The organism is Paenibacillus pseudetheri (genome assembly GCF_924513355.1).
In the GTDB taxonomy this organism is placed as follows: Bacteria; Bacillota; Bacilli; order Paenibacillales; family Paenibacillaceae; genus Paenibacillus_AQ; species Paenibacillus_AQ pseudetheri.
Map to the genome: position 1 here is coordinate 1 of NZ_CAKMAB010000040.1, position 26,365 is coordinate 26,365.

44 protein-coding genes and 1 pseudogene are annotated in these 26,365 nt (G+C 44.3%); 5 read left to right on the forward strand and 40 right to left on the reverse strand.

Annotated elements, in window-relative coordinates; translation table 11 throughout:
* The 12 genes and pseudogenes from L1028_RS25000 to L1028_RS25055 all read right to left on the reverse strand — a co-directional run.
* Positions 1-711 (reverse strand): putative amidoligase domain-containing protein (locus L1028_RS25000; RefSeq protein ID WP_423803086.1); only part of this gene is annotated, 711 nt, incomplete at its 3' end.
* 221 nt (positions 712-932) lie between these two features.
* Positions 933-1,490 (reverse strand): outer spore coat protein CotE, encoded by a 558-nt coding sequence (locus tag L1028_RS25005; protein WP_234540621.1) that lies wholly within the window; start codon positions 1,488-1,490, stop codon positions 933-935.
* Between the two features lie 226 nt (positions 1,491-1,716).
* Positions 1,717-2,739, reverse strand: coding sequence for an HD-GYP domain-containing protein (locus tag L1028_RS25010; RefSeq protein ID WP_234540624.1), 1,023 nt, complete (start codon positions 2,737-2,739; stop codon positions 1,717-1,719).
* Positions 2,740-2,904: 165 nt separating this feature from the next.
* The gene (locus L1028_RS25015; protein ID WP_234540625.1) at positions 2,905-3,891 is read right to left on the reverse strand and encodes an aromatic acid exporter family protein; all 987 of its coding nucleotides are present in this window, start codon (positions 3,889-3,891) and stop codon (positions 2,905-2,907) included.
* Between the two features lie 95 nt (positions 3,892-3,986).
* Positions 3,987-4,823 carry an ABC transporter permease gene (locus tag L1028_RS25020; RefSeq protein ID WP_234540626.1) on the reverse strand — a complete coding sequence of 279 codons (837 nt, stop codon included), beginning with the start codon at positions 4,821-4,823 and terminating at the stop codon, positions 3,987-3,989.
* Positions 4,823-5,599, reverse strand: a complete 777-nt coding sequence (locus L1028_RS25025; protein WP_234540627.1) for an ABC transporter ATP-binding protein — start codon at positions 5,597-5,599, stop codon at positions 4,823-4,825. Before L1028_RS25025 ends, L1028_RS25020 begins: the two co-directional genes overlap by 1 nt.
* A gap of 53 nt (positions 5,600-5,652) precedes the next feature.
* Positions 5,653-6,255: pseudogene (locus L1028_RS25030) on the reverse strand (ABC transporter substrate-binding protein); the annotation flags it as partial.
* A gap of 67 nt (positions 6,256-6,322) precedes the next feature.
* Positions 6,323-6,535, reverse strand: a complete 213-nt coding sequence (locus L1028_RS25035) for a hypothetical protein (protein WP_234540628.1) — start codon at positions 6,533-6,535, stop codon at positions 6,323-6,325.
* A gap of 38 nt (positions 6,536-6,573) precedes the next feature.
* Positions 6,574-7,044, reverse strand: a complete 471-nt coding sequence (locus tag L1028_RS25040; protein WP_234540630.1) for an ArpU family phage packaging/lysis transcriptional regulator — start codon at positions 7,042-7,044, stop codon at positions 6,574-6,576.
* Positions 7,045-7,100: 56 nt separating this feature from the next.
* A complete protein-coding gene (locus tag L1028_RS25045) occupies positions 7,101-7,787 on the reverse strand; it encodes a putative metallopeptidase (protein WP_279306914.1) in 687 nt (228 codons plus the stop codon).
* Between the two features lie 37 nt (positions 7,788-7,824).
* Positions 7,825-8,532, reverse strand: a complete 708-nt coding sequence (locus L1028_RS25050) for a hypothetical protein (protein WP_234540634.1) — start codon at positions 8,530-8,532, stop codon at positions 7,825-7,827.
* The gene (locus L1028_RS25055) at positions 8,529-8,816 is read right to left on the reverse strand and encodes a hypothetical protein (protein WP_234540636.1); all 288 of its coding nucleotides are present in this window, start codon (positions 8,814-8,816) and stop codon (positions 8,529-8,531) included. Before L1028_RS25055 ends, L1028_RS25050 begins: the two co-directional genes overlap by 4 nt.
* A 151-nt stretch (positions 8,817-8,967) precedes the next feature.
* Between L1028_RS25055 and L1028_RS25060 the strand changes: the two genes are divergently transcribed.
* Positions 8,968-9,135, forward strand: coding sequence for a DUF4083 family protein (locus L1028_RS25060; RefSeq protein ID WP_234540639.1), 168 nt, complete (start codon positions 8,968-8,970; stop codon positions 9,133-9,135).
* 458 nt (positions 9,136-9,593) lie between these two features.
* Here the strand turns inward: L1028_RS25060 and L1028_RS25065 are convergent, their stop codons facing one another.
* The 3 genes from L1028_RS25065 to L1028_RS25075 form a co-directional block, all read right to left on the reverse strand.
* Positions 9,594-10,217, reverse strand: coding sequence for a hypothetical protein (locus L1028_RS25065; protein ID WP_234540642.1), 624 nt, complete (start codon positions 10,215-10,217; stop codon positions 9,594-9,596).
* Positions 10,214-10,825: a nucleoside triphosphate pyrophosphohydrolase family protein gene (locus L1028_RS25070; RefSeq protein ID WP_234540644.1), complete on the reverse strand. Its 612-nt coding sequence runs from the start codon at positions 10,823-10,825 to the stop codon at positions 10,214-10,216. Before L1028_RS25070 ends, L1028_RS25065 begins: the two co-directional genes overlap by 4 nt.
* A 163-nt stretch (positions 10,826-10,988) precedes the next feature.
* On the reverse strand, positions 10,989-11,201 hold the full coding sequence (locus tag L1028_RS25075) for a hypothetical protein (RefSeq protein ID WP_234540647.1): 213 nt from the start codon (positions 11,199-11,201) through the stop codon (positions 10,989-10,991).
* A gap of 122 nt (positions 11,202-11,323) precedes the next feature.
* Between L1028_RS25075 and L1028_RS25080 the strand changes: the two genes are divergently transcribed.
* A complete protein-coding gene (locus L1028_RS25080) occupies positions 11,324-11,608 on the forward strand; it encodes a phosphatidylinositol kinase (RefSeq protein ID WP_234540650.1) in 285 nt (94 codons plus the stop codon).
* Positions 11,609-11,636: 28 nt separating this feature from the next.
* Here L1028_RS25080 and L1028_RS25085 read toward each other — a convergent pair whose 3' ends face one another.
* The 25 genes from L1028_RS25085 to L1028_RS25205 all read right to left on the reverse strand — a co-directional run bounded on the left by L1028_RS25085 (position 11,637) and on the right by L1028_RS25205 (position 24,928).
* Complete coding sequence (locus tag L1028_RS25085; RefSeq protein ID WP_234540653.1) at positions 11,637-11,819, reverse strand: hypothetical protein; 183 nt, start codon at positions 11,817-11,819, stop codon at positions 11,637-11,639.
* Between the two features lie 12 nt (positions 11,820-11,831).
* Positions 11,832-12,257 (reverse strand): hypothetical protein, encoded by a 426-nt coding sequence (locus L1028_RS25090; protein ID WP_234540654.1) that lies wholly within the window; start codon positions 12,255-12,257, stop codon positions 11,832-11,834.
* A 5-nt stretch (positions 12,258-12,262) separates the two neighbouring features.
* Positions 12,263-12,940, reverse strand: coding sequence for a hypothetical protein (locus L1028_RS25095; RefSeq protein ID WP_234540655.1), 678 nt, complete (start codon positions 12,938-12,940; stop codon positions 12,263-12,265).
* Positions 12,937-13,101, reverse strand: a complete 165-nt coding sequence (locus L1028_RS25100; RefSeq protein ID WP_234540656.1) for a hypothetical protein — start codon at positions 13,099-13,101, stop codon at positions 12,937-12,939. The genes L1028_RS25095 and L1028_RS25100 overlap by 4 nt, the downstream gene beginning before the upstream one ends.
* A 12-nt stretch (positions 13,102-13,113) precedes the next feature.
* A complete protein-coding gene (locus L1028_RS25105; protein ID WP_234540657.1) occupies positions 13,114-13,749 on the reverse strand; it encodes a hypothetical protein in 636 nt (211 codons plus the stop codon).
* Positions 13,750-13,753: 4 nt separating this feature from the next.
* On the reverse strand, positions 13,754-13,945 hold the full coding sequence (locus L1028_RS25110) for a hypothetical protein (protein WP_234540659.1): 192 nt from the start codon (positions 13,943-13,945) through the stop codon (positions 13,754-13,756).
* Positions 13,946-13,957: 12 nt separating this feature from the next.
* Entirely contained in the window at positions 13,958-14,206 is a 249-nt protein-coding gene (locus L1028_RS25115) for a hypothetical protein (protein ID WP_234540660.1), read from the reverse strand.
* Positions 14,203-15,543: a replicative DNA helicase gene (locus tag L1028_RS25120; protein WP_234540662.1), complete on the reverse strand. Its 1,341-nt coding sequence runs from the start codon at positions 15,541-15,543 to the stop codon at positions 14,203-14,205. The genes L1028_RS25115 and L1028_RS25120 overlap by 4 nt, the downstream gene beginning before the upstream one ends.
* Positions 15,536-15,949: a hypothetical protein gene (locus L1028_RS25125; protein WP_234540663.1), complete on the reverse strand. Its 414-nt coding sequence runs from the start codon at positions 15,947-15,949 to the stop codon at positions 15,536-15,538. Before L1028_RS25125 ends, L1028_RS25120 begins: the two co-directional genes overlap by 8 nt.
* Positions 15,879-16,814 carry a hypothetical protein gene (locus L1028_RS25130; protein ID WP_234540664.1) on the reverse strand — a complete coding sequence of 312 codons (936 nt, stop codon included), beginning with the start codon at positions 16,812-16,814 and terminating at the stop codon, positions 15,879-15,881. The genes L1028_RS25125 and L1028_RS25130 overlap by 71 nt, the downstream gene beginning before the upstream one ends.
* A 20-nt stretch (positions 16,815-16,834) precedes the next feature.
* Positions 16,835-17,728: a hypothetical protein gene (locus tag L1028_RS25135; protein WP_234540665.1), complete on the reverse strand. Its 894-nt coding sequence runs from the start codon at positions 17,726-17,728 to the stop codon at positions 16,835-16,837.
* 16 nt (positions 17,729-17,744) lie between these two features.
* A complete protein-coding gene (locus L1028_RS25140; RefSeq protein WP_234540666.1) occupies positions 17,745-17,927 on the reverse strand; it encodes a TraR/DksA C4-type zinc finger protein in 183 nt (60 codons plus the stop codon).
* Positions 17,924-18,262 carry an HNH endonuclease gene (locus L1028_RS25145; RefSeq protein WP_341482581.1) on the reverse strand — a complete coding sequence of 113 codons (339 nt, stop codon included), beginning with the start codon at positions 18,260-18,262 and terminating at the stop codon, positions 17,924-17,926. The genes L1028_RS25140 and L1028_RS25145 overlap by 4 nt, the downstream gene beginning before the upstream one ends.
* Positions 18,262-19,077: a PD-(D/E)XK nuclease-like domain-containing protein gene (locus tag L1028_RS25150; RefSeq protein ID WP_234540668.1), complete on the reverse strand. Its 816-nt coding sequence runs from the start codon at positions 19,075-19,077 to the stop codon at positions 18,262-18,264. The genes L1028_RS25145 and L1028_RS25150 overlap by 1 nt, the downstream gene beginning before the upstream one ends.
* A complete protein-coding gene (locus tag L1028_RS25155) occupies positions 19,064-19,873 on the reverse strand; it encodes a RecT family recombinase (RefSeq protein ID WP_234540671.1) in 810 nt (269 codons plus the stop codon). Before L1028_RS25155 ends, L1028_RS25150 begins: the two co-directional genes overlap by 14 nt.
* Positions 19,874-19,876: 3 nt before the next feature.
* Complete coding sequence (locus L1028_RS25160) at positions 19,877-21,508, reverse strand: AAA family ATPase (RefSeq protein WP_234540672.1); 1,632 nt, start codon at positions 21,506-21,508, stop codon at positions 19,877-19,879.
* A gap of 90 nt (positions 21,509-21,598) precedes the next feature.
* On the reverse strand, positions 21,599-21,871 hold the full coding sequence (locus L1028_RS25165; protein WP_234540673.1) for a hypothetical protein: 273 nt from the start codon (positions 21,869-21,871) through the stop codon (positions 21,599-21,601).
* 31 nt (positions 21,872-21,902) lie between these two features.
* Positions 21,903-22,190 carry a hypothetical protein gene (locus tag L1028_RS25170; protein WP_234540674.1) on the reverse strand — a complete coding sequence of 96 codons (288 nt, stop codon included), beginning with the start codon at positions 22,188-22,190 and terminating at the stop codon, positions 21,903-21,905.
* 187 nt (positions 22,191-22,377) lie between these two features.
* The gene (locus L1028_RS25175) at positions 22,378-22,653 is read right to left on the reverse strand and encodes a hypothetical protein (RefSeq protein ID WP_234540675.1); all 276 of its coding nucleotides are present in this window, start codon (positions 22,651-22,653) and stop codon (positions 22,378-22,380) included.
* Positions 22,650-22,838, reverse strand: a complete 189-nt coding sequence (locus L1028_RS25180; RefSeq protein ID WP_234540676.1) for a hypothetical protein — start codon at positions 22,836-22,838, stop codon at positions 22,650-22,652. Before L1028_RS25180 ends, L1028_RS25175 begins: the two co-directional genes overlap by 4 nt.
* On the reverse strand, positions 22,835-23,005 hold the full coding sequence (locus L1028_RS25185; RefSeq protein ID WP_234540678.1) for a hypothetical protein: 171 nt from the start codon (positions 23,003-23,005) through the stop codon (positions 22,835-22,837). Before L1028_RS25185 ends, L1028_RS25180 begins: the two co-directional genes overlap by 4 nt.
* Positions 23,002-23,241, reverse strand: a complete 240-nt coding sequence (locus L1028_RS25190) for a DUF7667 family protein (protein WP_234540679.1) — start codon at positions 23,239-23,241, stop codon at positions 23,002-23,004. Before L1028_RS25190 ends, L1028_RS25185 begins: the two co-directional genes overlap by 4 nt.
* Positions 23,238-23,675 carry a hypothetical protein gene (locus L1028_RS25195; protein ID WP_234540680.1) on the reverse strand — a complete coding sequence of 146 codons (438 nt, stop codon included), beginning with the start codon at positions 23,673-23,675 and terminating at the stop codon, positions 23,238-23,240. The genes L1028_RS25190 and L1028_RS25195 overlap by 4 nt, the downstream gene beginning before the upstream one ends.
* Positions 23,668-24,627, reverse strand: a complete 960-nt coding sequence (locus tag L1028_RS25200) for a ParB N-terminal domain-containing protein (RefSeq protein WP_234540681.1) — start codon at positions 24,625-24,627, stop codon at positions 23,668-23,670. Before L1028_RS25200 ends, L1028_RS25195 begins: the two co-directional genes overlap by 8 nt.
* A 76-nt stretch (positions 24,628-24,703) precedes the next feature.
* Positions 24,704-24,928 (reverse strand): helix-turn-helix domain-containing protein, encoded by a 225-nt coding sequence (locus L1028_RS25205; RefSeq protein ID WP_234540683.1) that lies wholly within the window; start codon positions 24,926-24,928, stop codon positions 24,704-24,706.
* A 216-nt stretch (positions 24,929-25,144) separates the two neighbouring features.
* On the opposite strand from L1028_RS25205, the gene L1028_RS25210 reads away from it, so the two are divergent.
* The 3 genes from L1028_RS25210 to L1028_RS25215 all read left to right on the forward strand — a co-directional run bounded on the left by L1028_RS25210 (position 25,145) and on the right by L1028_RS25215 (position 26,342).
* Positions 25,145-25,537: a helix-turn-helix domain-containing protein gene (locus L1028_RS25210; protein ID WP_234540685.1), complete on the forward strand. Its 393-nt coding sequence runs from the start codon at positions 25,145-25,147 to the stop codon at positions 25,535-25,537.
* Between the two features lie 207 nt (positions 25,538-25,744).
* Complete coding sequence (locus L1028_RS31770) at positions 25,745-25,972, forward strand: helix-turn-helix transcriptional regulator (protein ID WP_423803087.1); 228 nt, start codon at positions 25,745-25,747, stop codon at positions 25,970-25,972.
* A gap of 181 nt (positions 25,973-26,153) precedes the next feature.
* On the forward strand, positions 26,154-26,342 hold the full coding sequence (locus tag L1028_RS25215) for a type II toxin-antitoxin system HicA family toxin (protein ID WP_234540686.1): 189 nt from the start codon (positions 26,154-26,156) through the stop codon (positions 26,340-26,342).
* The last annotated feature ends 23 nt before the right edge of the window (positions 26,343-26,365 follow it).

Genomic DNA, 26,365 nt, shown 5'->3' on the forward strand with positions numbered 1-26,365 from the left:
TCCCGGAGGTCCGGCGTCGCAGCCTGCGACGCCGTCCGTGGGCAGGTACCGCGACGCAGGCACGACGCGGCCCGTGGACTCCCGGAGGATGATAAACTCCGGGTCCATGCCCATGAGCAGGCCGCTGCGGCCTGGCTGCTCCAGAGCAAGGCTCCGTTCCAGCGCTAATGCTGCGGAACGATAAGGCTCTGGCAATGATTTGCCGGAACGCTGTAGTAGTGGAGTGACTCCCTCCACGACATACCTCCGGTTCCCCATTGCCCTCAGCAGGACCTCACCGCTATCCAGCCCCAGGCTGTACAAAGTCCGAACAGCAATACGCTGAAGTAATTTCATTACTCCACGCCACTCACCTGGTGCAGCCCCCATGGATTCGCTGCTATCGACACTATCCAATCGTACAGCCCCGGATAGCAAATCGGAGGCTGCGCGCATACCTGGACCTGCTCCTAGTGGAGTGATCTGCAGAACGCTCAAATTATACATGAGTATGTTATAACACTGTTTATGGGCCTTATCGGAAGGCAGAGTTTCATATGTATCTTCTAAACGATTTCTTTCACCAGAGGTCTGGTTTCTCCTCAGAGATGCTTGCGAGCCCTTCATTCCCTTGCTAGACGAAGTAAGCATCGCTTCAATACCACTCCGAAATAATCTGGACTCTCTCTGTGCTGATGACAATCCTGAATACACCTTAAACCCTTCATTCATTCTCCTGCCCCTCCATCCATCGCAGCCCAAGATTAAAAGCCCTGCAGAAGCACATCTTGCCCATACATACGAACCAAGTAATTCTTAATCCACTCTGGTTCCAGTTTTAATTCTAAAAATAAATAAAAAAAAGGAGGGCATTCGCCCTCTACGCCGCCGCCCTCCCTACATATAATGGACCATAACCCATCAGTACTCAGTTAGCGGCGGCGTATCCTTCCTTACAGCTCATCATCCAGATTGTCAGGGTCCAGATCATCGTAATCGAAGCTATCACCTTCAAAATCATAATCCTTGTCTTCTAGATCATCACTTTGCTCAGTGACATACACACGGACTTTGGTCTCAGCCACCAACTCCACTTCGAACTCGCGCTCTACGCGAAGTGTCACACTGCCTCCGCCTGGCGATACGCCCGCTTCTACACAGTTGGGTTCCTGCGTTGCCTCCGCAGAGACCTCAACAGTAGAAGTGCGGTGTCTTGTGTCCAGGTACGAAAGCGGAATGAGCTCCACATAGGAGACCGTTTCTTTAGCTACCTCGGTCTGCTTGTTCTTGTCGTACGAGTACCAGATGTTTACATCGTAAGTACCAATTACTTCGATTCCGTTCCCGGCGGCAACCGCTTCGTACTGGTGGTTGATAATCCAAGCCCCCAGAATACTAGTCGGGTGATGTGGCGGAGTCACGGTATGGGTTGCTGTAGAGAACTTACGACCTTTGCCGCAAATTGCCTTCGTAATGATCTCCCTTGTTTGACGTTTATGGCTTAATGACATCTTTAAACCTCCTCCATACAATCATTCACTATCAAGTGTATGCAGGTTCTAGGCATTTGTTGATTGTTAGTCTATAAATAAATTTGAGTAAGCCCTCCAGAGGCTCTTATCAGGAGACTTATAGTTCATTTTATTTCAAAATTTGTACAGATATGAGTAGATTATAAAAATGGTCCAGCCTAATACATATCCATTCTTCTGAACTTAAAAAACCTTTCAAAGCCCGCTATTGCGGGATTACGCGCACAATACCAATAGATCTATGTTTGCTCAAGTCAATAAATTCGTCATCAATATTCACGAGGGGACGCAGTGGATCAGTAGCAAGAATCATAATGATTTTTCCTGTCCGTCCATCTGTCAATTCCACTTCATTCCCTATCATTGACTGCATTAACTTATTAATAAAGACTCTACAAATATAAGGGTCAAGCTTGCCAAATACGCTTTCCTCCATCTGCAGCAACACTTCATAAAGAGGTGAAGCTTTACGATAAAACCGGTCGGATGTCATCGCATGGAACACGTCTGCTACTGCAACAATTTTACTGAAATCAGTGATACGATTCCCAAGTACGCCGAATGGATAACCACTGCCGTCCATTCTTTCATGATGCTGCAGGGCGACGAGCGCTTGCATATGATTGGTTCCAATAGTGTCCCGGATCATCTCGTAACCATAGGTCGTATGCTTTTTCATAAGCTGATACTCCTCAGCGGTCAACGGACCCGGCCGGGTTAATAATTCATCCGGAATCCTCATTTTTCCGATATCGTGAAGGGTCGCTGCGATCGTCAGCATACTCAAATCCTCAGGCTTTAATTTTAGCCATTTACCTAGCAATGTAGATAAAATACCAACCGCTACATTATGTCTGTATGTATAATCATCCTTGGACTGCAATGCAGCCAATACGCCGTAGAAGTCATTCTTTTCGCTTACCTGCTGAATAAACGGAATGACTTCATTTCTAACTTCAAGCATAGGAATTCGTTTGTTTTTGTTATGACGAAGCTGTTCAAAAATATTCTCTATCGCAGCTGTGCAATCATCGATTGCAAGTTGGAAAAATTCCGCGCTATCCAGCTGTACGACGTCATGTGACTCTAGAGTGATCTTATGTTGATTGATTAATCGTATATGCTCAGCACTTAATAAAGTCAATGCGGGTAAAACAAATACTCCTTTGTCATTAAAAAGGTTAGCTATAAGCTGTTTTCCTATAAATGATTCCATAACTTTGTCCATACGCCTCACCTGCCAATGCGGAAAATTCGACTACCGAACTTCCTGCTATTATTTGAACTCACCATAAAATCGTTAATCATATTCTGTGATCAACTTTTAGCTCATACATATCTTATCGTGATTTTGACAGAGATAGTTAATACTTCAGTTTATTAAAGCCTCAATTTAAGCCTTATTTCGAATTTTCAAACGTTTTTCCGGCTTGTAACTGACCGGGATTTTATGCCGCTTAGCGATCTTTAAATAAAGTGCTAGTTCCCTGCATAACTGAAGAATAGCTGAGCGCACTTCAAATTCCTCACGTGTCTCTGGCAGATCCATTTCTTCGAATTCTCTTGTTAGTTCGTCCAGTAAATGTTCAGTTCGTCCAGTATATTCTTCCGCAAGCACATCCCCGCTAAGCTGGTCAAATAACTCAGCAACCATCTCCCCATGCGGTAAATGGCGATACACTTGAGAAAGCAGCTGCATCATACTTTGAATCGATTCCAGTTGCTCCTTCCGCATGTAGAAATAAACATTCCATGCTTCATCAGGATGAATAACATGATTCTCCATCTCACGGGTAGCTGCCGTTAATCCCCGCTGCACTGTATTATCAGCGTCAATTAATTCTTTGCCGTCCCAAATATACGATGGATCTCGAAGCGTCCGGGCCATCTGGGTAAAAATAACCGAAAAATAGCGATCCACTTCCTTACGGATCCCATAAATGACCCCACCAGTCTGAGGCATGTAAATCAAGTTTACCAGCCCTGCTGAACCGAGCCCAATAGCTAGAAGCTCTATTTGCTGCAACAGGACATGGAGCGATAGCTCAGCTTGTCCAAACACGCGAAACACGATAACCGAGCTGGTGACAATTCCTTCTTTGTAGCCAGACTTTACAATCATCGGAAAGCCTACGAGTACATACAGCCCGAGCACCCAGTAATGGAACCCTAGAAGCCAGAATAGGATGCAGCCAAAAAAGAGTCCCACGAGCGAGGCTAAAAAACGAGCCGTTATCGTTCGGAAACTCCTTTTCAAAGTAACCTCTACACCCAAAATTGCCAGCAAGCCTGCACTCTGCGCATTAGGTATACCCACTGCAGACGCAACTAGTACGGATAATAACGTAGCTGCGGCTGTTTTTATCACACGAAATCCCATAGCCTTATCTCTCCTTACAAGCACTAACCCAATAAATAGGTAAAGATATAGACATGTTACAAGATTTTGTGTACGGACACAATATTACATAAGGTTCATCGCCGGGATAACAACCGCTTCTCAAGATATACCACTAATTGATACATTGCCGTAGCTACAGCCGCGATAATCAAAAGACTAGACATTACTAGCGTGAAATTAAACACCTGGAAACCATAAATAATCAGATAACCCAGACCCGATTTAGCGACCAGGAACTCCCCTACGATAACTCCTACCCATGACATCCCTACATTCACCTTTAGGGTGGATACTACGGTTGGGAATGAGGCTGGAAGAATCACTTTAAAGAACACCTGAACTCTAGAGGCCCCGAATGAACGAACCACCTTGACCAGATTCGGATCCACACTGCAAAAACTGTTGTATACAACAAGCGTCGTAATAATAACCGTTATTGATAAAGTAGTAACAACGATAGCAGTGAATCCGGCCCCGAACATGACGATAAAAATCGGCCCCAGCGCCACTTTCGGCATACTGTTAAATACGACCATATACGGATCAAGCACTTCTGATAAAAAAGGAGACCACCAAATAATTACAGCCAGCAGAGTCCCTAGCAGCGTTCCCAGTACAAAGCCTACCGCAGTCTCACCTACCGTAATCCCCAGATGGGGCCACAGGCTCCCACTAACCATGTCTCCCCAGATCTGGCGGAAGATTTTTGTGGGATAGCTGAACAATAGCTCATCAATCCAGCCCATTCTTGCACCAGCTTCCCAGAGAACAAAAAACAGCAGTAACAGGCTGCTCCTTACAACAATCACTTGATTGCGCCAGCGGTGCTTCGTTTTTTTATAATTGCCATGCAATTGTTGTAGCCACTGTTCACGGGAAGCTAATAACCCCGATTGCTCCGTATGTCTCATTAGCTTTCCCTCCCTGCAATCTCCATCTCTTTCCATATTTCATGAAAAAGCTCCGAAAAGCCTGGCTGATCACGCGCAAATAGCGGAGGTGCTGACCGGATTTGCTCTGGCACTGAAAATACTTTTCGGATCTTTCCTGGATTTCGTTGTAGAAGAATAACACTGCTGCTTACCGCAATAGCCTCAGATAGATCATGAGTGACTAATATTGCAGTTGTCCCCCTGCTGCGTAAGGTCTCAGAGACCAAATCTTCCAGCTGTAATTTGATCTGGTAATCAAGTGCCGAGAACGGCTCGTCTAGTAGAAGGAGTCCAGGATTCGTTGCTAAGGTACGTACCAGAGCCACTCTCTGCCGCATTCCACCAGATAACTGATTAGGAAAGGCGTGTTCTTTGCCCTCTAAGCCCATCTCCCGAAGTAGCTCCAACGTCCGCTTTCTGCTCTCCTCGGTTAAGTTTCCAGTCAGCTCTAAACCTAGAATGGCATTGTCCAGAATACTCCGCCAAGGAAAAAGATAATCCTGCTGCAGCATATATCCAACCTCTGGTGAGGGTCCCATAATGGGCTCTCCATTTACGAATACTTCGCCCTGAGATGGCTGCAGCAGTCCTGCAATAATCGATAGGAGAGTCGTCTTACCGCAACCACTTGGTCCAACTAAGCTAACGAACTCTCCTTGCTCAACATTAAGGTTCAGGTCCTCAACGGCCAGTGAAGCTTCACGGTCGCCAAGATAGGCATGCGTTACTCCCTTTAATTGCACTACTGGAAGCATTGTCAGCCCCTCCTTCAATTTTACACATCTTATTTAGGATCTTTGGTTCTCTCTTATTTTGAAGTGCTGCTCTTTATGCTCTTCTCAGCTTTCTCAGCAAAACTGTTATTCACTATTTTGTCAGCGGGAACGCGTTCTTTAAGCTCACCAGCATTATCAATGACATCGAGCAGATTGTTCCATTCCTCTTGATCTATAATTGGATTGACCGCATAGGTATCCTGTTCCTTATAACGTTTGACTGCAGAGACCACGATATCTCTATCCGTCTTATCAAAATAAGTCATTATCGCATCCGCAATTTCTTCAGGGCTATGATCCTTCACCCAAAGCTGAGCACGCTGGATCGCATTTGTGAACTTCTGTACCGTGTCTCCATTTTTACTAATATAACTGTTCTTAGACATAAACACGGTATACGGTAAATAGCCGCTTTCCACACCAAACGAAGCCACTACTGCCCCTCGGCCCTCACGTTCAAAGATTGAAGCTTGTGGTTCAAACAGCTGCACATAATCGCCTGTGCCTGAAGCAAACGCACCGGCAATATTGGCAAAGTCAATATTTTGGATCAAGGTAATGTCTTTGGTAGGATCTATTCCTTTTTTAGATAAAGTAAACGCACCTGCCATTTGTGGCATTCCGCCTTTTCTTTGGGGAAAGATATATTTAGAAATACCAAATCAATGAAAGAAAGACCACCTGTTGAGGGTGGTCTTTAGTCTATAAGGCCCTGTGTTTTTTTCCAGTAGTTGCCCACATTATACGAGCAAGAAGTTTGTTTCGTTCAGGCTGACTTAATTGGGTGAATGCTTCCTCCATGCTATTGAAAACGACATTCCCTTCATCATCAACAAACCTCATTGTAACAGTCAACTTTTTCTCTTCTTTTATTTTATTCACAGGCACCACCTTCCTATTAAAGGCTATGCTCAAATGGATGTCCCCCTTTACTAGCAATTAAGTGGACTTGGTCATGTTTCATCATTCCTGAGTTCAATTTCCTTTTCCACTATCAAATTTAAATGAAGAGCTAGTTTATAAAACGCCTTCCAGCGAAGCTTGCCATAGGTTCTCGAACTGATCGGCGGAGCGAATTCAAGAGTATAAACTTTCTCGTGAGTGATATAGTCATGATCGTTACTCATATATTTTGTCTCTATCAGAAACTTTTCCATGCGTGGAAGCCTATTTACAATCCTTTCAATTCTCTCACAGTAATCCTTACGTGCTGCAAGACCATCCACATTATAAATCGCAATATTTCCCGTCTGATCTGATGTAGTACCCGTATCACTTCGGGGAGTTGCTGACCAAGCTGCTGTTGTAGTTGCTTCGCGTTCTTCGAAAGTAAGGAACTTATTAATCCGGTATCGTTCGAACGCCGCCTCTACAGCAGCCTGTGTCTGTTCCCGGTCTATCTCTGGTAAAAAGCTCTGTTGCACTGGGCAATCACCCCTTTGTAAAGAATCCCCCGACCGAAGCCGGGGCTTGTACCATCTTAGAACGGCAGATCGTCATCGCTCTCAGGGATTTTAGGACCATCACCAGCACCATTTTCAGCAGCAGCTTCTGCTTCAGCGAGCTGTTCAATCGTGAGTTGATTCTTGTCCTCAACTTCTACTGTCCCATCTGGGTTATGAGTAACCTTGACGCCGTTGCCTGGTTGTTTTGATTGATCACCGCCCTGTTGCTTAGCGATAACATCCTCAATTGTGAGCTGGTCCATATTCACTTCTTTAATTGCGAGGCCAAGGCGTTTTACGTCTTCAGTCGTTGGACCGTGACGCTTGATGACCTCAACAAATGCCTCGATATCTGGCGGTACCGTCTTAAGCAATGGACGTCCGTCAGCAGCTTCCAAAGTGTTACCATCCTTATCAGACTTGAGATCGAGCGTAAAGAGTGCATGATCCAATACGTACCTTTGCTGTGGCTCGCTCATCTTGTTCCACATCTCAGCGTTGAGGTACAGGATGGCGTCTTTGTCCCATGTGCTCCGTAGATCGTCACCTAGCACCTTGAACTTGCCAAATACCGTCTTGCCTTTGGACTTCCACCCGCCGTGCTTCATGAGGATTAGTACCTCTGTGTCACCAAAATAATGGTGGTGCTTCTGGATCATATCTGCCAACATTTCATATGTTTCTTCGATTGCCTCTGTGTGAAATTTTTCTGCTTTAGCCATGTATAATTACTCCTCTCAAATTTTGGTTTTATTGATCTTAATCCACATTGATGTCAGTTCCATCTTCTATCACTTGATTACATGGACCGCAAAGCCATATGTTAGACTCACTTGGATGTGGTATGAGGTTCCGATTGTTACATGTAGGGCATTGAACAAGTGAACCATCTTCCTTGGCTTTCAGATCCGGTCTGCACTCTGAACACCATTCATATCCTTCAATAGGCTTGTTTCTTCCACATCGAGCGCAAGACTCTTCGTTAATCCAATCTGTTTGCTCCTTTGGCGATGGGGTATCTGGGTAAATGGTGGATAACATCTGTGATGCGTATTTCAGGGTCTTTTCGTCATCTGATTCAAATGCGATGATATGCATGATATCTATTAATTTTTGTTCCCGTGCCTCTGCTGCGTCTGCACGGGCTTCTGTTACTGTCAGTTCATTATTGAGACCTCCCAATAAGCTGCGAAGTCTTAGCAATTCTCTACCACGTCCCGACACGATCTCTTGGAGTTCTTTGGCTTCTTGGAGCCAGTAAGGAAGGGCTTCACGTGCCTCTGAAATAAACTCAGCGTCTTCTTCTTGCAAGTGACCTGCCCCGGCTGGATCATATAAAATCGTATCTAGTGCGTCCCTATCTTTTCTGGCTGTATAAATGCATCGCGTCGGTTCATACCATCCCCATCTTCCCGGTGTCGCTGCCTTGCACATCGCCATATCCTTTAGCCAGTCCCTTTGTATCATTGGGCTTCCTCCCTTGCTGCTTCAAATCCACCACAAGACGTTAAGTCATCTTCTAAATAATCTGTCTTAGGCGGATCTCCTTCCCATACTGGAAAATAAGGTCTCGTTGTACAGCAACGCTTTCCATCTTTCGTGTAAAAGAACCTGCAATCCTCGCACTTATCGACATGAGCGTCAGGACCTTCATTGTAGATTTCAGCGCAAGCTTGGCTGTCAGGAAATACAAACATGCAAGAGCTGCCGCTTACCGAACATGTAGAACCGTTAAATGCTGAACATGCCACGTTATATCCTCCTTGTGGGAGAGGAGGGCTATTAACCCTCTCTGTCTCTGTATCTTCGTAATGCACAGTAGATAACTTCAAATAAGTTCTTTTATTTAGTTTTTGTTTTAGTTTGTTATAATAAAATAAAAACTATTAATGAGGTGTTATCTTGCAATATATTTTTTTAATACCATTGGCATTTGTTTGGGTAATTCCCTTGGTTTTACTTTTAAAAGGTAATTATCTAACTAAAAACAAGGTTTCAGATAAAAGTGCTAGCATAGAGAAAAAATTAGACAGAATAATAGAATTGCTTGAAAAAGATAAGGGTGCATAATCACTTTTATCTTTTTTTATGTCGCAGTATGCGTCTACTTTGCCTTTGGGAGAGGAGGGATACTCCTACTTCCTTAATGATCTCTTACGGCTCGCGCCTATTCGGTCGTTACGGGGGCCTGTCGGCCGTTTCTTCGTACTGTGCATCATTCTTCAATTTCATGTACGCAAAATTTATCATCACACTTTCTTTCTAGTACCGTCACAGTATTTTCTGCACGTTTTTTAGAAGAATAGCGTTTAGCCTCAGATAATTTACACCCTGCGGGGAATGTCTCCCCTTGGTGAGTGTATGTGTTTCCCCTGTAAAATTCGCTTAGCCCTTCCACGTATATTACATATTTCATAAAATCGCACCTTCCTTCACAGTTTGTGTCTACTCTTTAACACTACTTAGCGTGATATATGCCTCCTCTGCCCTCTCTCGGGGGCAAATGTTTGTCTTATCCTTTACCTGTGTCATGACTTACCCAAATCCTTACCACACACAGGGCAATATTTTATTTTTACTCCATACAATGAATGCGGTGCGCTTCCGCCAATGATGCTATCTTCTAGGTAATTCACGCTATTGATGAACACGTTATAATCACTTAGTTGACTTTTCATCAACGGTTCTCTATCGACTAATGGTCTGCCCGTACAATATCTGCATTTTTCTTCTTTGTTTTCATCTTCCGGGTATCCCATTGATTCACTCGCAATATCTACTGCGTTTTTATCTGTGCTGTAAGCTATTATTCCGTTCAAAGCCTCTTCGTGTTTGGCTATGGTCTGCTGTGCCTCTGCCAGTCGTTTTGATACCTCCGTTGCCTCGGCATAGTAGGTTTTATAGTTAGCTTGGGCAACGTCCCGTTGTTGCTGCACCACTACTAACTTTTTTCGCAAATCCTTATTCGTTCCATGGAGCGTATCATTTAGCTTTTGCTCAACTTCGGCGTTTTGTTTTGACTCTTCTAGAGCAGCCAGCAACTCCCGTAAATATTCGGCTGCAAATGTAGTTGAGGTATCAGCATATTGTCTTATCTCTTCTTTCCGTTCTGGTGTCATGCTAGGTAAGGAAACTTTTCCTGATTCACTCATAGCACTTTACCGCCATGTCGTTGCGGACGTGTTGCGTTGTACGCCATCTTTTCATTAATTGCTTGTTCCAGATCAATGCCGTATCGACCGCAAGCGTCAAATACGCGGATTACGATATCAGCCAGCTCGGAAGGGATGCCACAGGGCTTATGCTCCTCTGTAATTCTATCTGTGGAATAGCCAGTGACCTTGTGTTGATACCATATTTCATCCGGCTTGCTCCCATTTCTGTAGTCTTCTAGCGCTTCTGAAGCTTCCGAATGTATAAGAGCAATGATTTCTCCGAAACTCCGGTCTTCAACCCACCAACCTTTGTCTACAGCATTACAGTGAGCTTCATTAACTAAGTAGTTGATTGTTCCAGGTGTGCGATAAACCAACTTCCCTTTATCAAATCCGTTTGCGTAACCCTCACAAAATGCCATTGCCAAAATGCAAGTTGTTTCAGCATCTCCGTATTTGTGAATGGTATCTTGCGTAACGCCAACCTCAACCAATTCATCTACCATTTCCGGTGTTACATCGACTAAAATATAGGCTTCATCACCGCCATTTTGCTCTACAACTTCCAAACTGTTCAATACATCCAAGATCACTTGTTTGTTCATACTGGTTATGCCTCCCTATGGTATAATTATGAAAATTTCAAGAGGTGATAATTAATGAATCGCAAGGTACTAATCTGGCTTGGTATAGTAACAGCTGCTCTATTAATTCTCTTTTTCATTGGACTCAACTATATGTTTTATTATTCGGGGAAGTAGAGGATGGTTAACCCTCTACCTTCTTCAGATATTCAGTAGCAAATCCGCCATTAAAACCTTCCAGCAACACTACTTCCGATCCACACAAGTCCCACGGCTCCGATTTCACCGTCCATACCTTATCCTTGTATTTTTCCTTCCGAGCTTCGTAGCATGAATGCATGATTACTTTGTCTTCCGGCTTCAGTCCAGATTTTTTGAGCTTTGGTTGTTTTGCCATATCGTTTATTTCTCCCTTTGAATGTAATAAATCCAAATATTTATTAATGGGCATTCGCCGTGAACAATATAGGTATAAGTCCATAGACTGTTGTCGAGATGTATTATCTAAGGAGGTTACTCATGGATACAAATTATCAACAGATCAGCTGGACCTGCATGAATAAATACGTTGGGATAACAACAACTGATGGTCAGTCTCATGATGGTTTTATCGCTCACGTAGATCAGGATTATGTTACTCTTGCTATTCCCACGAACGAAATGGTTCATGGTATGCCAGCGCAAAATTCTACCTACAGACAATTCGGGTTCCATCCAGGTTTTTTCCCAAGACGCCGCTTTATCCACAGACGCATACCCTTTGGTGCCATTGCCGCTTTGTTCTTGCTTCCATTTTTCATTTGATGATGTGGGGGGGATATTAATCCCCCCCTTATGGTTTATATTGCAGCAGCACCAGCCAACGAAACAGCTCCGCAGCCTCTACTGCTATCCATACCAGCCCGGCAGCAATTAATATGTCACCAATGATCTCCGGGAGTGTCTTGTCTGCCTCACTGCGGGCTGTGGCGATAATCCGGCCGTTGTCGTCCCGCAATTTAATGACTGTTTTCATTGGATCAACTCCCTACCATCTACCGATTTTTGATAGATCTTTCATAAATCGCTCCTCATCCATTCCTACACCTGCTAAGTGTTGGATATAGATGTGGCTTCGGAGTAAGAAAGTTCCTTTCAGACCAGGGACAGAACCAGAGTGGTAAAAATACTGTGTACTGTCTTCTTTGAGATAGAAACCCATCCCGCAATGAACTTTAAAACAATCGCGAAGGTGTGAGATGAAATTTGGCCATTCTTTTTCAGCAAAAGACATGCTACCGTTTTTGTACCAGTCCAGCGCTCCCCAGTTCGTGTTATCATCTGGATCAGCTGTTCGCATTTTTTCGCCGTGATTCTTTTCAAGATGCTGTTCGTATGTCAAAAGCGCTTCGTGATATATGTGTCCGTGGTAAAAAGGCTCTTGAACAGTTGGGTTATAGATTGACTTGTTCACTTTGATCAACGCTCCTTTAGCTTGTTGGCTTCCTTCTCAGTCAACCAGTCGCAATATGCCTGACATTCTTCTTTAGTTCTGAAATAGATGCGCCAATGATGTTCTTTTAGATCCTCGAACTTCTCTCCTGAATAAATGAACTTTGCTAGATCCGAAGAGTCATAAGTGAAGTAATCTTCTGTGCTGTCGTATGGTTTGTACCAAGCTCTGAATTCTCCATCACTGCTTGAGAAGGAAGAACAAACATGTTCCTTAATTTCAAAATAAGTAATATTGTTGTTGCAATCGCAATCTTCCGTGACACTTTTGCCAAGAGGTGTCTTGTAGGGGATTTTCCTACTGTTGTCACACTTGTCGCATTTTGGTCCACTCTTTCGATTTGAGTTTGGCGTGTATAGGATCACTTCAAAATCCTTCATCAAGCTGGAGAGTCGTTCTCGGCGGATCTCCTGACGTACAACACTCCGCTCACGCTCCAACTCCTGTTCCTTCGCTTTGTAATCCTGCTGGATTTTTTTGAAATCCTGCTTCACAACCTGCAGTTCAGCATTCTCTTTCCGCAACCGTTCCATTTCAGCTTTGAATTCATCTTTTACAGCGTTGCTCAAGGACTCTTTAAGTTCATCTACCTGCTGTTCGAACTCACTTGGCTCATTATAAAAATCGTTATCGTAATAGCTCATCTTGGATACACCGCCTTGATTTTGTGATTGACCTTGCTCATAGGTTTTTTCCGTCTCCGCTGGATCTCAGCCAGAGCACTACTTTTATAAATTGGTGCAGCTCCGTCATCGTTATAGGCGATCTCGTATAGCTGTCCAAGCGTTGCTTTTTTCCAATTCACCCCTGCACCTCCCTAAAATAAGAACTGTTGTTCCTTCAAATGGGTGTGACTGCCCGCCGCCGCAGGCTTACCTGGGCGTTTGTTCGTTTTTGCTTTCGTTTTTGCTTTAGGTTCAGGATCGAGAATGGCCTTTAGTACCTCATATTGGAACAACGGCGTTTTCTTGATGTACCCCGTCCTTCGTGCCTCCTCCATCGCCCGCGCGATCTGAGCTAGAATGTAGGCGTCCGTCACGTTGTCACTACTGTGCTCATATCCATAATGATCCTTGACCGCTGCGGCAATGACAGCCTTTTTCTCCTTGGTCGGAACCCTCCTATTTGCATCCACGAACTTTTTCGTTCGCTGTGGGTTAACGTCATCATAAGTGAGCTCTTTACGGTAGATCATGGACCGTAAGCCACCGTGTATCATTCCAGTTGTGACCCCCATCTGAGTGCCAACTGCCGGCTGTTCTATTGCGATGATGTCACCGGGCTTCAGCAGACTATAGAGCTGGTTTTCCAAGGAAACTAATTGCTCCGTTGTAATGCCGCCGGGCTGCTTCTTTCCTATCCCTTGAATTTCCCTCTCAACAAGAACAGTACCGTCCTCGTCCAGTGCCACAAATCCAGTTTTGGTGGCGGGATCAATACCTACAAATCGCATACCCTCACTCCTTCCGACTCCACGGTATCAAAGGCATGATTCCCATGTAGTTCGTCCGCATTTGATAGGAGATATTCCGTAAATAGTATTGCTTGGTTTCCAGCTTTATCGCTCTGCGATGCTCTACACAAACAGGAACTAATGCCCAAGTATGTGTTCCTGCCTCTTTGCAATGTGGCATTTTGCATGTTTCCATCTATCATCCCTCCTATTTGAATTCTTGATATGCAACCCCTGCAGCCTTGTATAGCTTGATGCGTACTGGATCTGTAAGCAGCATCTGACCGCGTTTATATTCATGTATGCGCTGCTCAACGAAGTCATAAGTACGTTGCAGTTTTTGTCGTTCTTCCGCTGCCAGCGTTAAAGGATCATCCAGTAGTTTCGCCTTTTCGACTAGCCATGCAAGTGAATTCTCATAAGCTTCATCGTCGGGTATTCTTCCGTCCTTGCTCATGATGTGAGCCCTTTTTCTTTCCGTTCTTCTTTTATTTTTTCAGTAATGTTAATGAGTTGTTGGCATGCCTTATCAAACACCATGCTAACTGTGCCTGTACCAACGTTCCGGCCTTTAGCCACAATCAGATCAATCAGTCCTTTTCGATTGCTATCGGCATTGTAATAATCATCGCGGTACAGGAAGATCACCACATCAGCATCGCTCTCAATGTTTCCGCAATCTCGTATGTCGGACATGAGTGGTCGCTTATCATTTCTTTCATCCACCTTGCGGCTCAGTGCGGCTAAGCATACAACCGGGACGTGGTATTTTCGTCCAATCTGCTTTAATTCGTAGCTGATGTACTTATACATTTCACGATCCGAAGCGAATGGTTTTTCGCTGCGTAAGTGTTGTAGATAATCAACATAAAGCGTAAGTTTCGGGAACTTTTGAATCAGTTTGGAAACTTTCCGGCGGATCGATTCAATTGTCGGGGCTGAAGTATCATCAATAAAGATATTCCGCCCTTCAATAAGCTCAGCACCGAATCCGTAACGCTCCCAGTCCCGTTCAGTCATTCTGCCGGATTTCATATGTGCCAGCTCAACGCGGCTGGAAGCTGAAATCGTCCGTTCAAGAATATTCATCTTGCCGTCTTCTCCTGATATGAGCAGGGCAGCTGATCCGTCCGCCGTAGATGCCAACATATCATTACAGATAAAGGCTGTCTTACCTACGGATGGTCGAGCGCCTACAACAATGAAATCCTCTTCCTGATGTCCCTTGGTCAGATTATTAAGGTCATCAGAACAGCTTTTTCGCCCAGTGATTCCTCCTGGATTCTGGGAACGTTTAATGAGAAGTGAAGTGTGACTCTTAATTAAATCAGATACCCGCACTACTTCTGAGCCACTGGATGTCTTTGCCTGTATAGCTTCAATCCGTGCAACCTCGTTCTTCATATCCTCCAGTGATCCTCGAGAATACTGTTCACGTGCCACCCGCTCAATTTCGCGCTGGACATGAGCTTCGTTGACTATTCCCATGTAGTGCTTAAACATTGCAGCTGATGTTTCTGGAACGCTCTTTGAGATATCCATCAACGCTACGCCGCCGCCAACCTTTGAAAGCTTATCGCCCCAATGATTAATCAAATCAGGGATATAAAATGGATCTTCTCTGCCTGAGAATTGATCATAGGCGTATTGCAGTACCTGAAGAATCAGCCCATTGTCCCATTCAGGATTGAAGCTCTCTTCGCTCAGCACGCACTCTTCCATGAGGACCTTCTTCTTCATAATCGCTCCGAGAACGTTTATTTCAGCTTCGTACAGGTAGTTGTAATCATTCAAGGTTGTCGTCACCGCCTAACGTTCGCTTATTCTCTAAACGCTCCAGCAGTTCGTGAATATGGTCCGGCATCGGTATAACCTCGTTGCTCTCGTGGTACTCCAGCAGCGCAAGCTGTTCCTGCTGTCTCTCCTGCGCCTGTATGTCGTAAATGGATAATTGCGGTTTGTTGTTGATGATGTCCGCTATTTTCGGTTCAAATTGACTGGTATCAATGTGCTTATCCAATGCTTGGACAGCCTGTTCAATTGTTATCCCGTTTGCAAACAACCGTTGTTGCCATAACTGAGCAGTTGGAGCGTTAATGACGTTCCCGTAATCATCCTCCTCAAATATGTTAACGAAGGCGGGGTATGCTATTTGGATTCTCGATAGAAGGGCTGCCGTCTGTTCGAGCGTTATTACCAAGCTCAACACCCCCTGTAAATAGTTTTTTCATACCTTTAAAATTGCTGGTTGCCTGCTGCGATTTGTTTTTATATCCGCCCTTTTTCTTGGTAAGGTAATCTGCGTATCTTTCCCGAACCCAACCGCCTTTTTTGAAAGTGGCATAATCGCTCAAATAAGGCTTTCCGTTCGAAACCTTGTATGAACTGAGCGTTTGAATCATCCACGTTACCGCTTCTTCTCCCAATTCATTCACAAGTTTTTCGTACTCAGCTTGTTTAAGCCAAACCTCATCGTCGAATTCAACCTTATCAACTCGGCTTTTTTTGACCTGAGCCTCGGATATTTTAGGCATCTTTTTCCCCCCTATGGGTTTTAAACATTCTTCTTTAATACCTTCTTCTTTAATACCTTCTTCTTTCTTTGGTTGCTGTGCTGGTTGCTCTGCTGGTTGATTGGGAAAATCCTGCTGGTTGCTATCGCCCTCAAAGCCTTGCGGGGCAAGGGGTTCTGCTGGTTGCTCAGGAAAATCCTGCTGGTTGCTCTGCTGGTTGTTCTGCTGGTTGATTTCAGGGACATATTCGAAGGAATAAACAGTGAATTTATTGTGCTTTTGAGTCTGTTTTATGAACCCTTCATCAACCAGCTTTCTAACCAATGTCTTCAACCTTTGCTCTGAAATATCCATCCTTCTACTCCAAGCAGGGCGCCCGAAAATGAATTCTTTTTGATGGATTGTTACTTCGTAGCCTTCTATGTTCCTCTTTTCAGGCTTTTCAGCATACCTAGCAAGAAAGTACATTTCACAGAAGACCATCCAATAATCCTTATCGCGCCTTAGCCAGTGGTTTTGCAACTCTCGTCCGATCTGGATGTAACCACTCATACTACCTCACCTGCTTTACTTTAAAAGGGCAGTTTGTCATCCCCGTGCCGCTGAAAGTGGTCAAAAATCCATTCGGTCAAACGTTCAGCGTCGTTTCCCTCGTCAGCTACAGGAGGTGTGCCCATCCAACACTTAATAATTTCAGTTACCTCTGATCGGATATTCGATGGAACATCCTTCTCCGGCTCTGGTTCTTCGGTGTATCCGTTGACTAGAGCTGATAAGAAAATCATTACTCGAATTTTCCCTCCCTCTGTTTGACCGTACCCCGTCCATTTTAAAAGTTTGCTCACTCCGTAATGCTCTTTGTTTGCACCATTTGCCGTGAAAAACCTATTTGCTATATCCGCATTCGATATTCCTTTAATGATTAATTCATCAAGTTCGGCAGCCACTTCCCTTGGTAGTTGCACTTTCTTGCTGTTACGCCAAGATTCCAATTCCCACTCTAGCTGCTGATTCCGTTCCTTGAGTGCTCCGATATGTGGGGCAAGGTTTATGGCGTATTCACCGTTACGAAGCTTTTCATTTTCCTTTTTTAGTTCACCAACCATCAGGCCGCCTTCTGCAAGTGATTTCTCAAGAGCCTTTCGTTCCTTATCCCACGACTCTCTGCGCTCATTGACGTATTTTTCTAGATTTTTGATAGTTATCCCAGCGTTAGCTAATCTCTCGGTCAGCTCTTCATTGTGTTCAATCACATCGGCTTGAGCTAGTAGGTCACCTATTACAACATAACTGTCATAAGGGATGATCTGACCTGAGTGAATACCTTCGATGATTTGCGCATTCTTACATGGATTAAGCGCCTGAAGCAGCCCTAGCGACCTCTCATCCAGGTAACGTGCGATATATTTTCCAACAGGCACATCACCACTGCTTCTTTTGTTTAGAATCTTTATTTCAATTGGCATCTGCTGCACCTCTATTTCATAGTTTTTTGATTCTATATTTCCGATCCTTGCGGTCTCTGCCGCTAGTCAGCTCACCATAGCAGCGAGGACATACCCGAGTGCGTCCAATATATTCCTCGCGATCTGGGTTGATCTCTTGACCACACACCTTGCAATCTGGACTAAGGACATGGATCTCAACTTGCACTGACTCATTCATTTAGCCTCAACTCCATTGTTGAGTTTTCCGTACATGGACAAGATGAAATTTTCAAACCACACTCGACCTGCTCGGCAACTGTGCGCCCATTTGTGACAAGTTCTACATACAGTTACACCGTTATCAACGGTACCTGGTCCACCTTGTGACCTGAAAATCACATGATGTGGTTTATCTTCTAGGTCTGACCCAGTGCCACAACGGACACAACACCAGCCATCGCGTTCAAAGATTTCAAGCATGGTATCCTTATTGAACTTTCCTCGAACGCCTCTCTTCACACTTCCACGAGAAAAGCTTGGCTTTGGTGCAGGATGGAAGCCGAACGAATTCATCAGTACAAACTCAACTCTTGAAAGTGTTTGATACGTGTGATCTTCTTAACACTTCTGCAATAATCGCATTTGCCACAAGCAACCGGTTCTACCTTCCCAGACTTGACTGCCTTGACCCGCTCTATGTGATTGCCGACAATCCGCAAGTGAGCTGCGATTGCGTCATAATCGAAATAAATGATTTCATGATCCGGTGGATCTTGCTTGGTTACAACAACCATATGAGGCAGCAACCAATCTCCTTCCTTACGCCCTTTTTTTAATCTCTCAGCTTCGGCGTACACCGACATTTGAAGGATGTATCCGTAATGTTCTAAAAAGTTTTCATAGACTTGAGCTTCTCGGTTCCAGAACTTTCCGTCTATTTCTTTCAGCGCCTTCAGATCGGAGAAAAGCACCCCCGTCTGATAACTATCTAACATCACCTTCCACGGAATACCGAACATCACCACTGTCATAATGACTTCTTTCTCTCCAGCCAGTGCCTTCATGACCAAAGGATCGTTCTCTAACACCTCTATCATTTTGTTGCAATGTTTGAAGTTAGCTTTTAATTGCCCTGCCGTCTTTCCTGTGCTGGCATATAGATCAGGGTTATCAGCTTTGAATTCATCTAGCGTTCCTTCGTTCCACGCATGGACATAATGCCCTTCCATAAAAGCCGTGACAGGAGGTCGTACATACTCACCGTTGATGGTTGCCATTGCCTGAGCCTCACAACCCCCATAGGAGGGAAGGAAGCTCTTGAACTGGCTCACGCTCATATAGTGACGGTTGGCTTCTTGGCTGAAGTAGTTTGATTTATTCAGCTCCATCAGTCGCGCCCTCCCCGACCTCTGTAAACTCCCCGTCGATTACAGTTGATTTAGGATTCAATGGGCTTTCCTGTGCCGGACGCGCCCGTTCCCGTTCCTGGTTAAAGTCCATGTCTGCAGCTTCTTCGAAGGCTTTCTTTTGCTCGATTGTGTCAAAATCCAATTCAATGTTCTTGCAAAGACGGCGGAGTATTGTTTTCTTATACATCTCTCCCGGAGTTGCCACCCACGCCTTGGAGTATTCATTCGTCTTTTTGTTCTTCCGTGAAAAGTTGACTTTGATTTCCTCAATCTCTTTTTTGCTCATGGTGTCGTAATTCATTGAGCCGTCTTCGTATAAGACAATGGCGAAAGCACCTAATATTTCCCCGTCGTTAAACGGGAGTGGCTTAAATGAAATTGACTGCTTACCGCCTTCAATCATCTCGTTAAATTCATCGCCAACTCGCACCAATTTGGCATAAATGTCCTTGATCTTATTAATGCTGTACTTCTTGGCAAGCTTGACCTCGCCTTTGTAGTCTGTTTGAAACTCGACGGACCCTCCATAGATAATGGCGTAGCATTCCTTATTAAAGAAATCTAGCCCCAAGAATGCTCCTTTGAGCATCGTTCTGGCTACGCTCATGGCGTTACATTCTGCAATTCCATTGGTATCCTGCAGAACGGTCAGACAGTTTTGCATAAATCTAGTCTTATTAAAACCGGAGGGCAATGCCTCTGATTTAGCATCAATTAATTTTTCAAGATTGCTATGAATTGTGGCTAACTGAGTATTTGGCTGTGCGTTTGTCATTGCTTATCCCTCCACAATTTCGATATTCAGATCTTTGCCCTCAACCGTGGAGAGCAAGAAGTATTGGTAATCATCGTGCTGAGCGGAATCCAGTATCGCTTTTTGTTTGCTTCCAAGGTTCTGATAACCATCAATGCAGATTACCTTCAGTGGACCTGACTGAGCCTTAGCAAGCTTAAATGCGAAGTCCAGCGCCTCTCCTTCAGACAATCCATCAATAAGTGTGCCATTAATCCGGATACGACCTTTATCATCTACTGTCAATCCATCCACTGGCAGTGCAGCTGTCTTAAGCAATTCTTTCGGCAGCTCGCGTGCCTTCTCAATCTTGGAGGTTAGGTCAGCGGACCGCGCTTCTTTTGGAGATAACTTCTCGCGAATGATATCGTTCATCCGTTCCCACTCTCGAAGATACTCTTTCATCTCAGCCGCTTTATGAGCAGCATCTTGTAACGGCTCAGGGTCAATCCATTCAACATCTGCAATCACTTGCTCAGCATCGCCAGACTTGGCTTTCTCTGCCGCAATTAGGCTGGCTTCGTGGTCTTTGATCTTCTCCAGATCCTTGCGCTCATGCTCCGCGATATTATTAAGTGAAGAAGACTTTTCTGCGATCAATTGACGGTGCTCGCTGACATATCCCTTATTCAGCTCAACCTCACGCTGGACATCTTCCCGGACGTTAAGCTTTTTCTGTTGATATTGAAGCTTGAGGCGTTCAATTGCCTGCTCCATTTCGTTGTCCAATTGTAGAGATGCATCTGCGATTCGGCGGTCAGCATCGTCAATAATCTTTTGATCCTGCTCGATACGCTCCTCTAACCTCTTGATGCTGTCTTGCAGTGTATCGCGTTGTCTCCGATAACCTAGGACCCTTTCTTCTGTAGCGTTAGCAGAGCGTTGCTTTATGTCCTCTATTCGCAGGTTCAAACCATCAATTAATGATTTCGCCTCTTCCAACTTCTTATTGGATTCCTGAGCATCGGACAGTTTGCGATAAAGCTTCTGCAGGTCAACCCCGCGCCACTCTTCACCATCATAGTTCGGTGGAAGGTCCCGCTTAATCCCTTCGATGTTTGCTCGTAATAGATTGATCTCACGGTTAATGCTGGAACGTTCTTCGAAATATGCTGATTCGATCTGCTTCAAAATCTGTAGAATGTGCAATTGATAATCTGCTTCGGGCATCTCTCCAAACCAAGCTTTGATGTTCTCAACCGTCCAATCGATCTGAAGCATATTCAGGATGATCTCGGTTTGCTCTTTAGAATCCTTCTGAACAAATTCAATCGGACGGAAAATATCGCCGTTGATTAGCTTTCGCAAGAATCCCTCCGTGCTGTTTACTGCCTTGCTATCATGCTTAACCTTGAGATAGTCCGCCTTTTCCGACCGAACCTTCCGGGTGATCTGGAGACCGTCCGTAAGCTCTACAAACAATTCAGCCTCTTCATGTCCGTGGCTGATGACCTCTGTACGCCGACTATTATTGGTAAGTGTCTTTTCCAGCGCCTCTATTAAACTCGTTTTTCCAGCGCCTGAGTCACCATCGACTTTATTGATTTTTCCGGGAGATACTTCGAGTTCACTTATCCCTAGCCAATCCGTGATTTTAATCCGTTTGATATGCAGCATCTTTACAGCCTCCTGATTTTTGTGTTATAGTGACCGTGAATTTTTGAATAAGTGTTTGACTAACGTCCCCGGTTGCAGCCAGGGGCGTTTTTACTGATGGCTGTAAAACTTGATGAATGGTTTTCCTGTGCGTTTAGCCTTGGCTTTACGAAGAGAACGAGGGATAATACCGCCATATTCTTTAATGATTGCTGTTGCAACAACAGAAGGACCAAGTGAGCCGGGTTTGTATGCTGTCTTCCCGGATGCCTCATGCTTGAATTGACGACGGGATTTGAAGAGCGCGAAATCCTTGGCAGCTTGTGACTGTACAGCGGCGATAAAAGCGTGTTTCTTGTTGGTAATGCGGAATTTTGTTTTCATGAATGATTCCTCCGATATGATTTTTTTGTTATTACAGCGCAGCAAGTTCATCTTCGAGCAATTGGATTTCTTGCTCGATCAACTTCTGTGTTGCTTGGATAATCCCGTTTACAATTGTAGGGAATGTCTCCTCCGTTTTTCCGTTACTGCGATTCTTTACAATCAGAGATTGAAGATTTCCATACATGTCTTGAAACTTGATAGAATCAGCAAATTGCGAGTTTTTAAGTTCTTTCTTCAAAAAATCAATTTTCGCAACAATTGCAAGCCCCGTATTAGCCCGATCCACATAATGTTTAAGCGTAACTTTATCCATCATTTCCCCTCGCTTTCTAGTGTTTTTGGGCTCAAAACCCCGATTTTGGCAAAAAAATAATAGGACTACTCGTTTTCGCAGTCTTTGCAGGTACGCGGATACCCCGGTTCCTCACCATCAACCAACCCTCCACATACATCACACAGTAGACCATTTAAAATATCTTCAGCTGCTTGCCCCATTGTTTTGTTCACCTCCCTTTACGTCTACTTGATCTCGTATCTTTTGCAAACCTAGAATCACTAGGGTAGCCTATGTTCACCTTCTGAGCTGGCACATGTCCCTCTAGATTCTTGTCTACTGCTTTAGGATCGTAACCGATACTTTGCGGCTTACCGTATCTCCCGAACAGTTCTTTACGTTCCATAGAGTGAGCTGTACGGCAATGATTAACCGTGATTACATCACCTGTATGACCACAATTGGGATAAGGGCATCTGACTGTACTGCAAATGATTACTGTCATACGCACACCCCTAGTTGTTCAGCAGGAGAAGCCCAAAGGTCATTCAGCATAATGGTGTGATTGCGGCGCTCACGAAGAGCTTGTTGCTCCATGTACTCATCACGAGCTCCTTTGGCGTGTTGCAAAGCTTTCGTCCAGTACCATATTTGTTCGCGGTGGTATCGAATCTGTTCAATGACTTTCATCCCATTCCCTCCAGTTCTAATTGCAACGATTCTACGACTAACAACATTCCTGCATTACCGTGCCAGTACCCCCGCGCCCTGTCGATAAAACCCTGCATTTGCTCCTTCGTGCAGCCTCGACGTTTGCAATCCTGTAAAACATTTGATAAATCAGTTGATACGCTCATGTAAGTTGTACCTCCAATTCTTCAAGTTTTTCGGTGAAATGCTGAACCAAGTCCATGTTCCCAATACATTGCGCTGCATATGCTGCTTCTTTCAGCCCATCGATTTGTTCTACCATCTCGGCGTTTTGTTTGAGAAAAGATACTACCTCAGCTTGTTGAATTCGTGTGAATGTTCCTTTCTCAAACTGGTGGTAAAGATCAGCTAGTTTGCGGTGTGCAGGATGGATTGCGATCATTGGGATTCTCCTTTCTCCAGATCATCGAAATCAAAGGTCAAAGCTTCGTCTGACTGATTCGCAATTTTTTCAATACGATCCGCTGCTTTTTTAATCAACTTATCTGATCCGTCTCGATTCTTGGACATGTTACGTATTTGTTTCTCAAGAACTTCGACATCGTTACAGATATCAATCATCTGATAAACCATCCGGCGCTGTTCGCCTTCGGGTGAATCATTATAAGCCGCGAGCCGCCGGACGCCTGCACTATCCTTAAAACTGCGAATTAACTGACGTCCCTTATCGTTCCAAGCATCATCAATTGCCTTCTTTTCATCCAGCACAATTCGTTCTTTCAGAAAGGCTACCGCATCAGCAAGAGTTATTTTTTTGTGAAGATGCCCCAAAACGAAATCCGTCCGATCCTCCCGGTCCAATCTGTACTTAGCCACGACCTTTCACCACCTTTCGAGGTCCTTTCAGTGCTTCTTTCATTTTGGAATGAAGTCGCTGGAGTTCTTCAATACCGCGCTGAACTTGACTTGCCGAAACATCTATAACGATTCGGTCAGTTTGTAACTCTATCCACGACAGCCAACGCTCTTCCGTTACTGCCCCCGACATTCTCCCAGCTGCATCAATGATATTGTCAACAACCCGCTTTTGTTTGTACTGCTCATCAATCAGTTGCTGATGGAGTGCAGACCGTTTCTCTTCAGCAGCGATGTTCTCCAGCGTTTTCTGAGCGACTTCAGGCGGTGCGCTCCGTAGCTTCTCAGCTCCTTGAATAACCACATCTGCTGGAAGCTTTGCTTCCCCAAGGATCGGAAACTCATTCACTGCCTTCTGGTAAAGTTCTGCCTTGTCTGGGTCTTTGGCGGTTTTGATGGCTTCTTTTTTCGGCAACACTTCGAGTGCTGGGAATTGTTCGACGGCTGCAACGTGCTGCTTTGCTTCATTGATCGTTTGTCGGGGAACGCCAATCCGCTCAGCCACCTTAGCTTCAGAGTCTGGTTTTTCAGGCCTGCCGCCCTCCGGAGGTTTTTTGCCGCCCGGTGGCAGAAACTCATCTCGGAGCACTTCTTTAGCAGCTTCCGCCAGATTCATGAGATTCTTTGAAGCTTCAAACTCCGTTAGTGCCTTGCGCTTTGTATTCTCTTCCAGTTCGATCAACCACTTTTCTTTCTCGGTAAGATCAGATATTGTCTTGGTCTCAACTTCCTCCCAACCTAGCAACTTGTGAGCTTCCAAGCGGCGATGTCCAGCGATCAGGTTGCCTGACTCATCAATAACTATGGGATGCAATAAACCGCGAGCGTTGATGCTCTCTGCCAGCCCTGCAATGTCGCCCATGTCTTCACGGATCCGGCTACCTATGTTAATTGTGTGTATTGGTGTGAGCATTGTGTTCGCCATCCTTTCTGACTAAATCGTAAAACCCATAAGTTATGTGTGCGTATTTATTGCGCGTTTGAAACTATCATTGAACTTGTTCAGACTGATCTACTGCTTGCTCAGGCATTCTGAAGTCCACTCTCAATCCTAGTGCTTCACACACCTCATTAATGATTGCCTCATGCCAACGACGTTCACCTTTGAGTAGATCACTGATGTACTGATAGCTTCGACCAGTTGCACGAGCTAAGTCCGCTCTGCTCATTCCAGTTGCCTCCATAGCCGCTGTAACTGCTACTGTGAAATCCATGTGTTGTTCACCTCCATGCACCAAATAATAAGCATTATGCTTACATTAGTAAAACGACAAATAACAGCATTATGCTTATAAAACAGGGGTACATAGTCCTATTTTCAACATAATGCTTAAATTTACTTAATATTTTGATCTTTTGATTATTGCTATAAAAAAATGGGCATGTTATTATTTACACAGCATAATGCTTAAATAAAAGGAGAGCTGAACATGGCGGTCGTTAATAGTAGGTTAAAGGATTTAAGAAAAGAGAATAAAATGAGCGGCATTGCTGTCGCAAAGAAATTAGAAATAACTCCTCAGTATTATTACGATATCGAAAAAGGCGAACGTCGATTAACTACTGAGATTGCTGGAAAACTGGCTGATATATTACATACAACAGTGGATTATTTGATCGGGGTAACTGATGTAAATCAATACGAGGGTAATTCAGAAAACAAAAACAACTCCGATCCACATGAAGAATCAGAGTTGGCAGATATACCTATTGAGAGACTAAATGAATATCAACTTACATATAAGGGTCATACATTATCCAAAGACGAGGCTGATGATATTATTGAATTACTGGAGGCTGCTTTGAAACGCTGGAAGAAATAATATCTTCCAGTTTATTTTTTATTTCTGAAGCGTCTACTCCTAACTTTTCAAGATTGATTATGTATTCTTCTAAATCTATATCTCCCATTTACATCATTCCTTTCGTCTGTTAAATTTCATCTGTAATGGTAGATTTACTATACCACAAAAACACGAACAAATATACGAACACTTTCCACAAATATTCCAATACGAAAGGAGTATCCCATGAGGTTCCAACTCGGGGATTGTCTCCTGTTGGAACGACTAAAAGAAAAGGGTTGGACGCAAGCATATTTTGCGAAAAGAATGGACGTTTCTCGCCAGTTTGTAAATAGGATCATTAGTGGTGAGCGTAAAATGTCATTCGAATTCGCACTGAATGCAGCTCATATACTTGGGTGCCGCACCACCGATCTGTACGTCCTTGAAGTCGTTAGAGACAGGAGCGAGTAGATTATCTACTCTCCCACGAGCATTCCGTAACCCTATAGGATAACAACCTTTGTACTGTAAATAAGCATACACCCTTGTCCCAATGTCTAATCTCATGATAAAGCAATTTTTTAATACGTATTATTTATACGTTGACACGTACTTATAATACGTGTATAATATAAGTACAAGGAGGGTTGAGATGAAGGCTTACAGTTCGAGGGAAATCATAAAAATTATCGAAGAAGACGGATGGTACATAGTTGGAGTACATGGTAGCCACCATTACTACAAACATCCAACGAAGGCAGGGAAAATAACAGTCCCACATCCTAGAAGTAGCTTTCCTCCTAAGACACAAAAGAGTATTCTAAAATCAGCAGGGTTGTAGGGGCGCAAGCCCCTCTCCCCCAA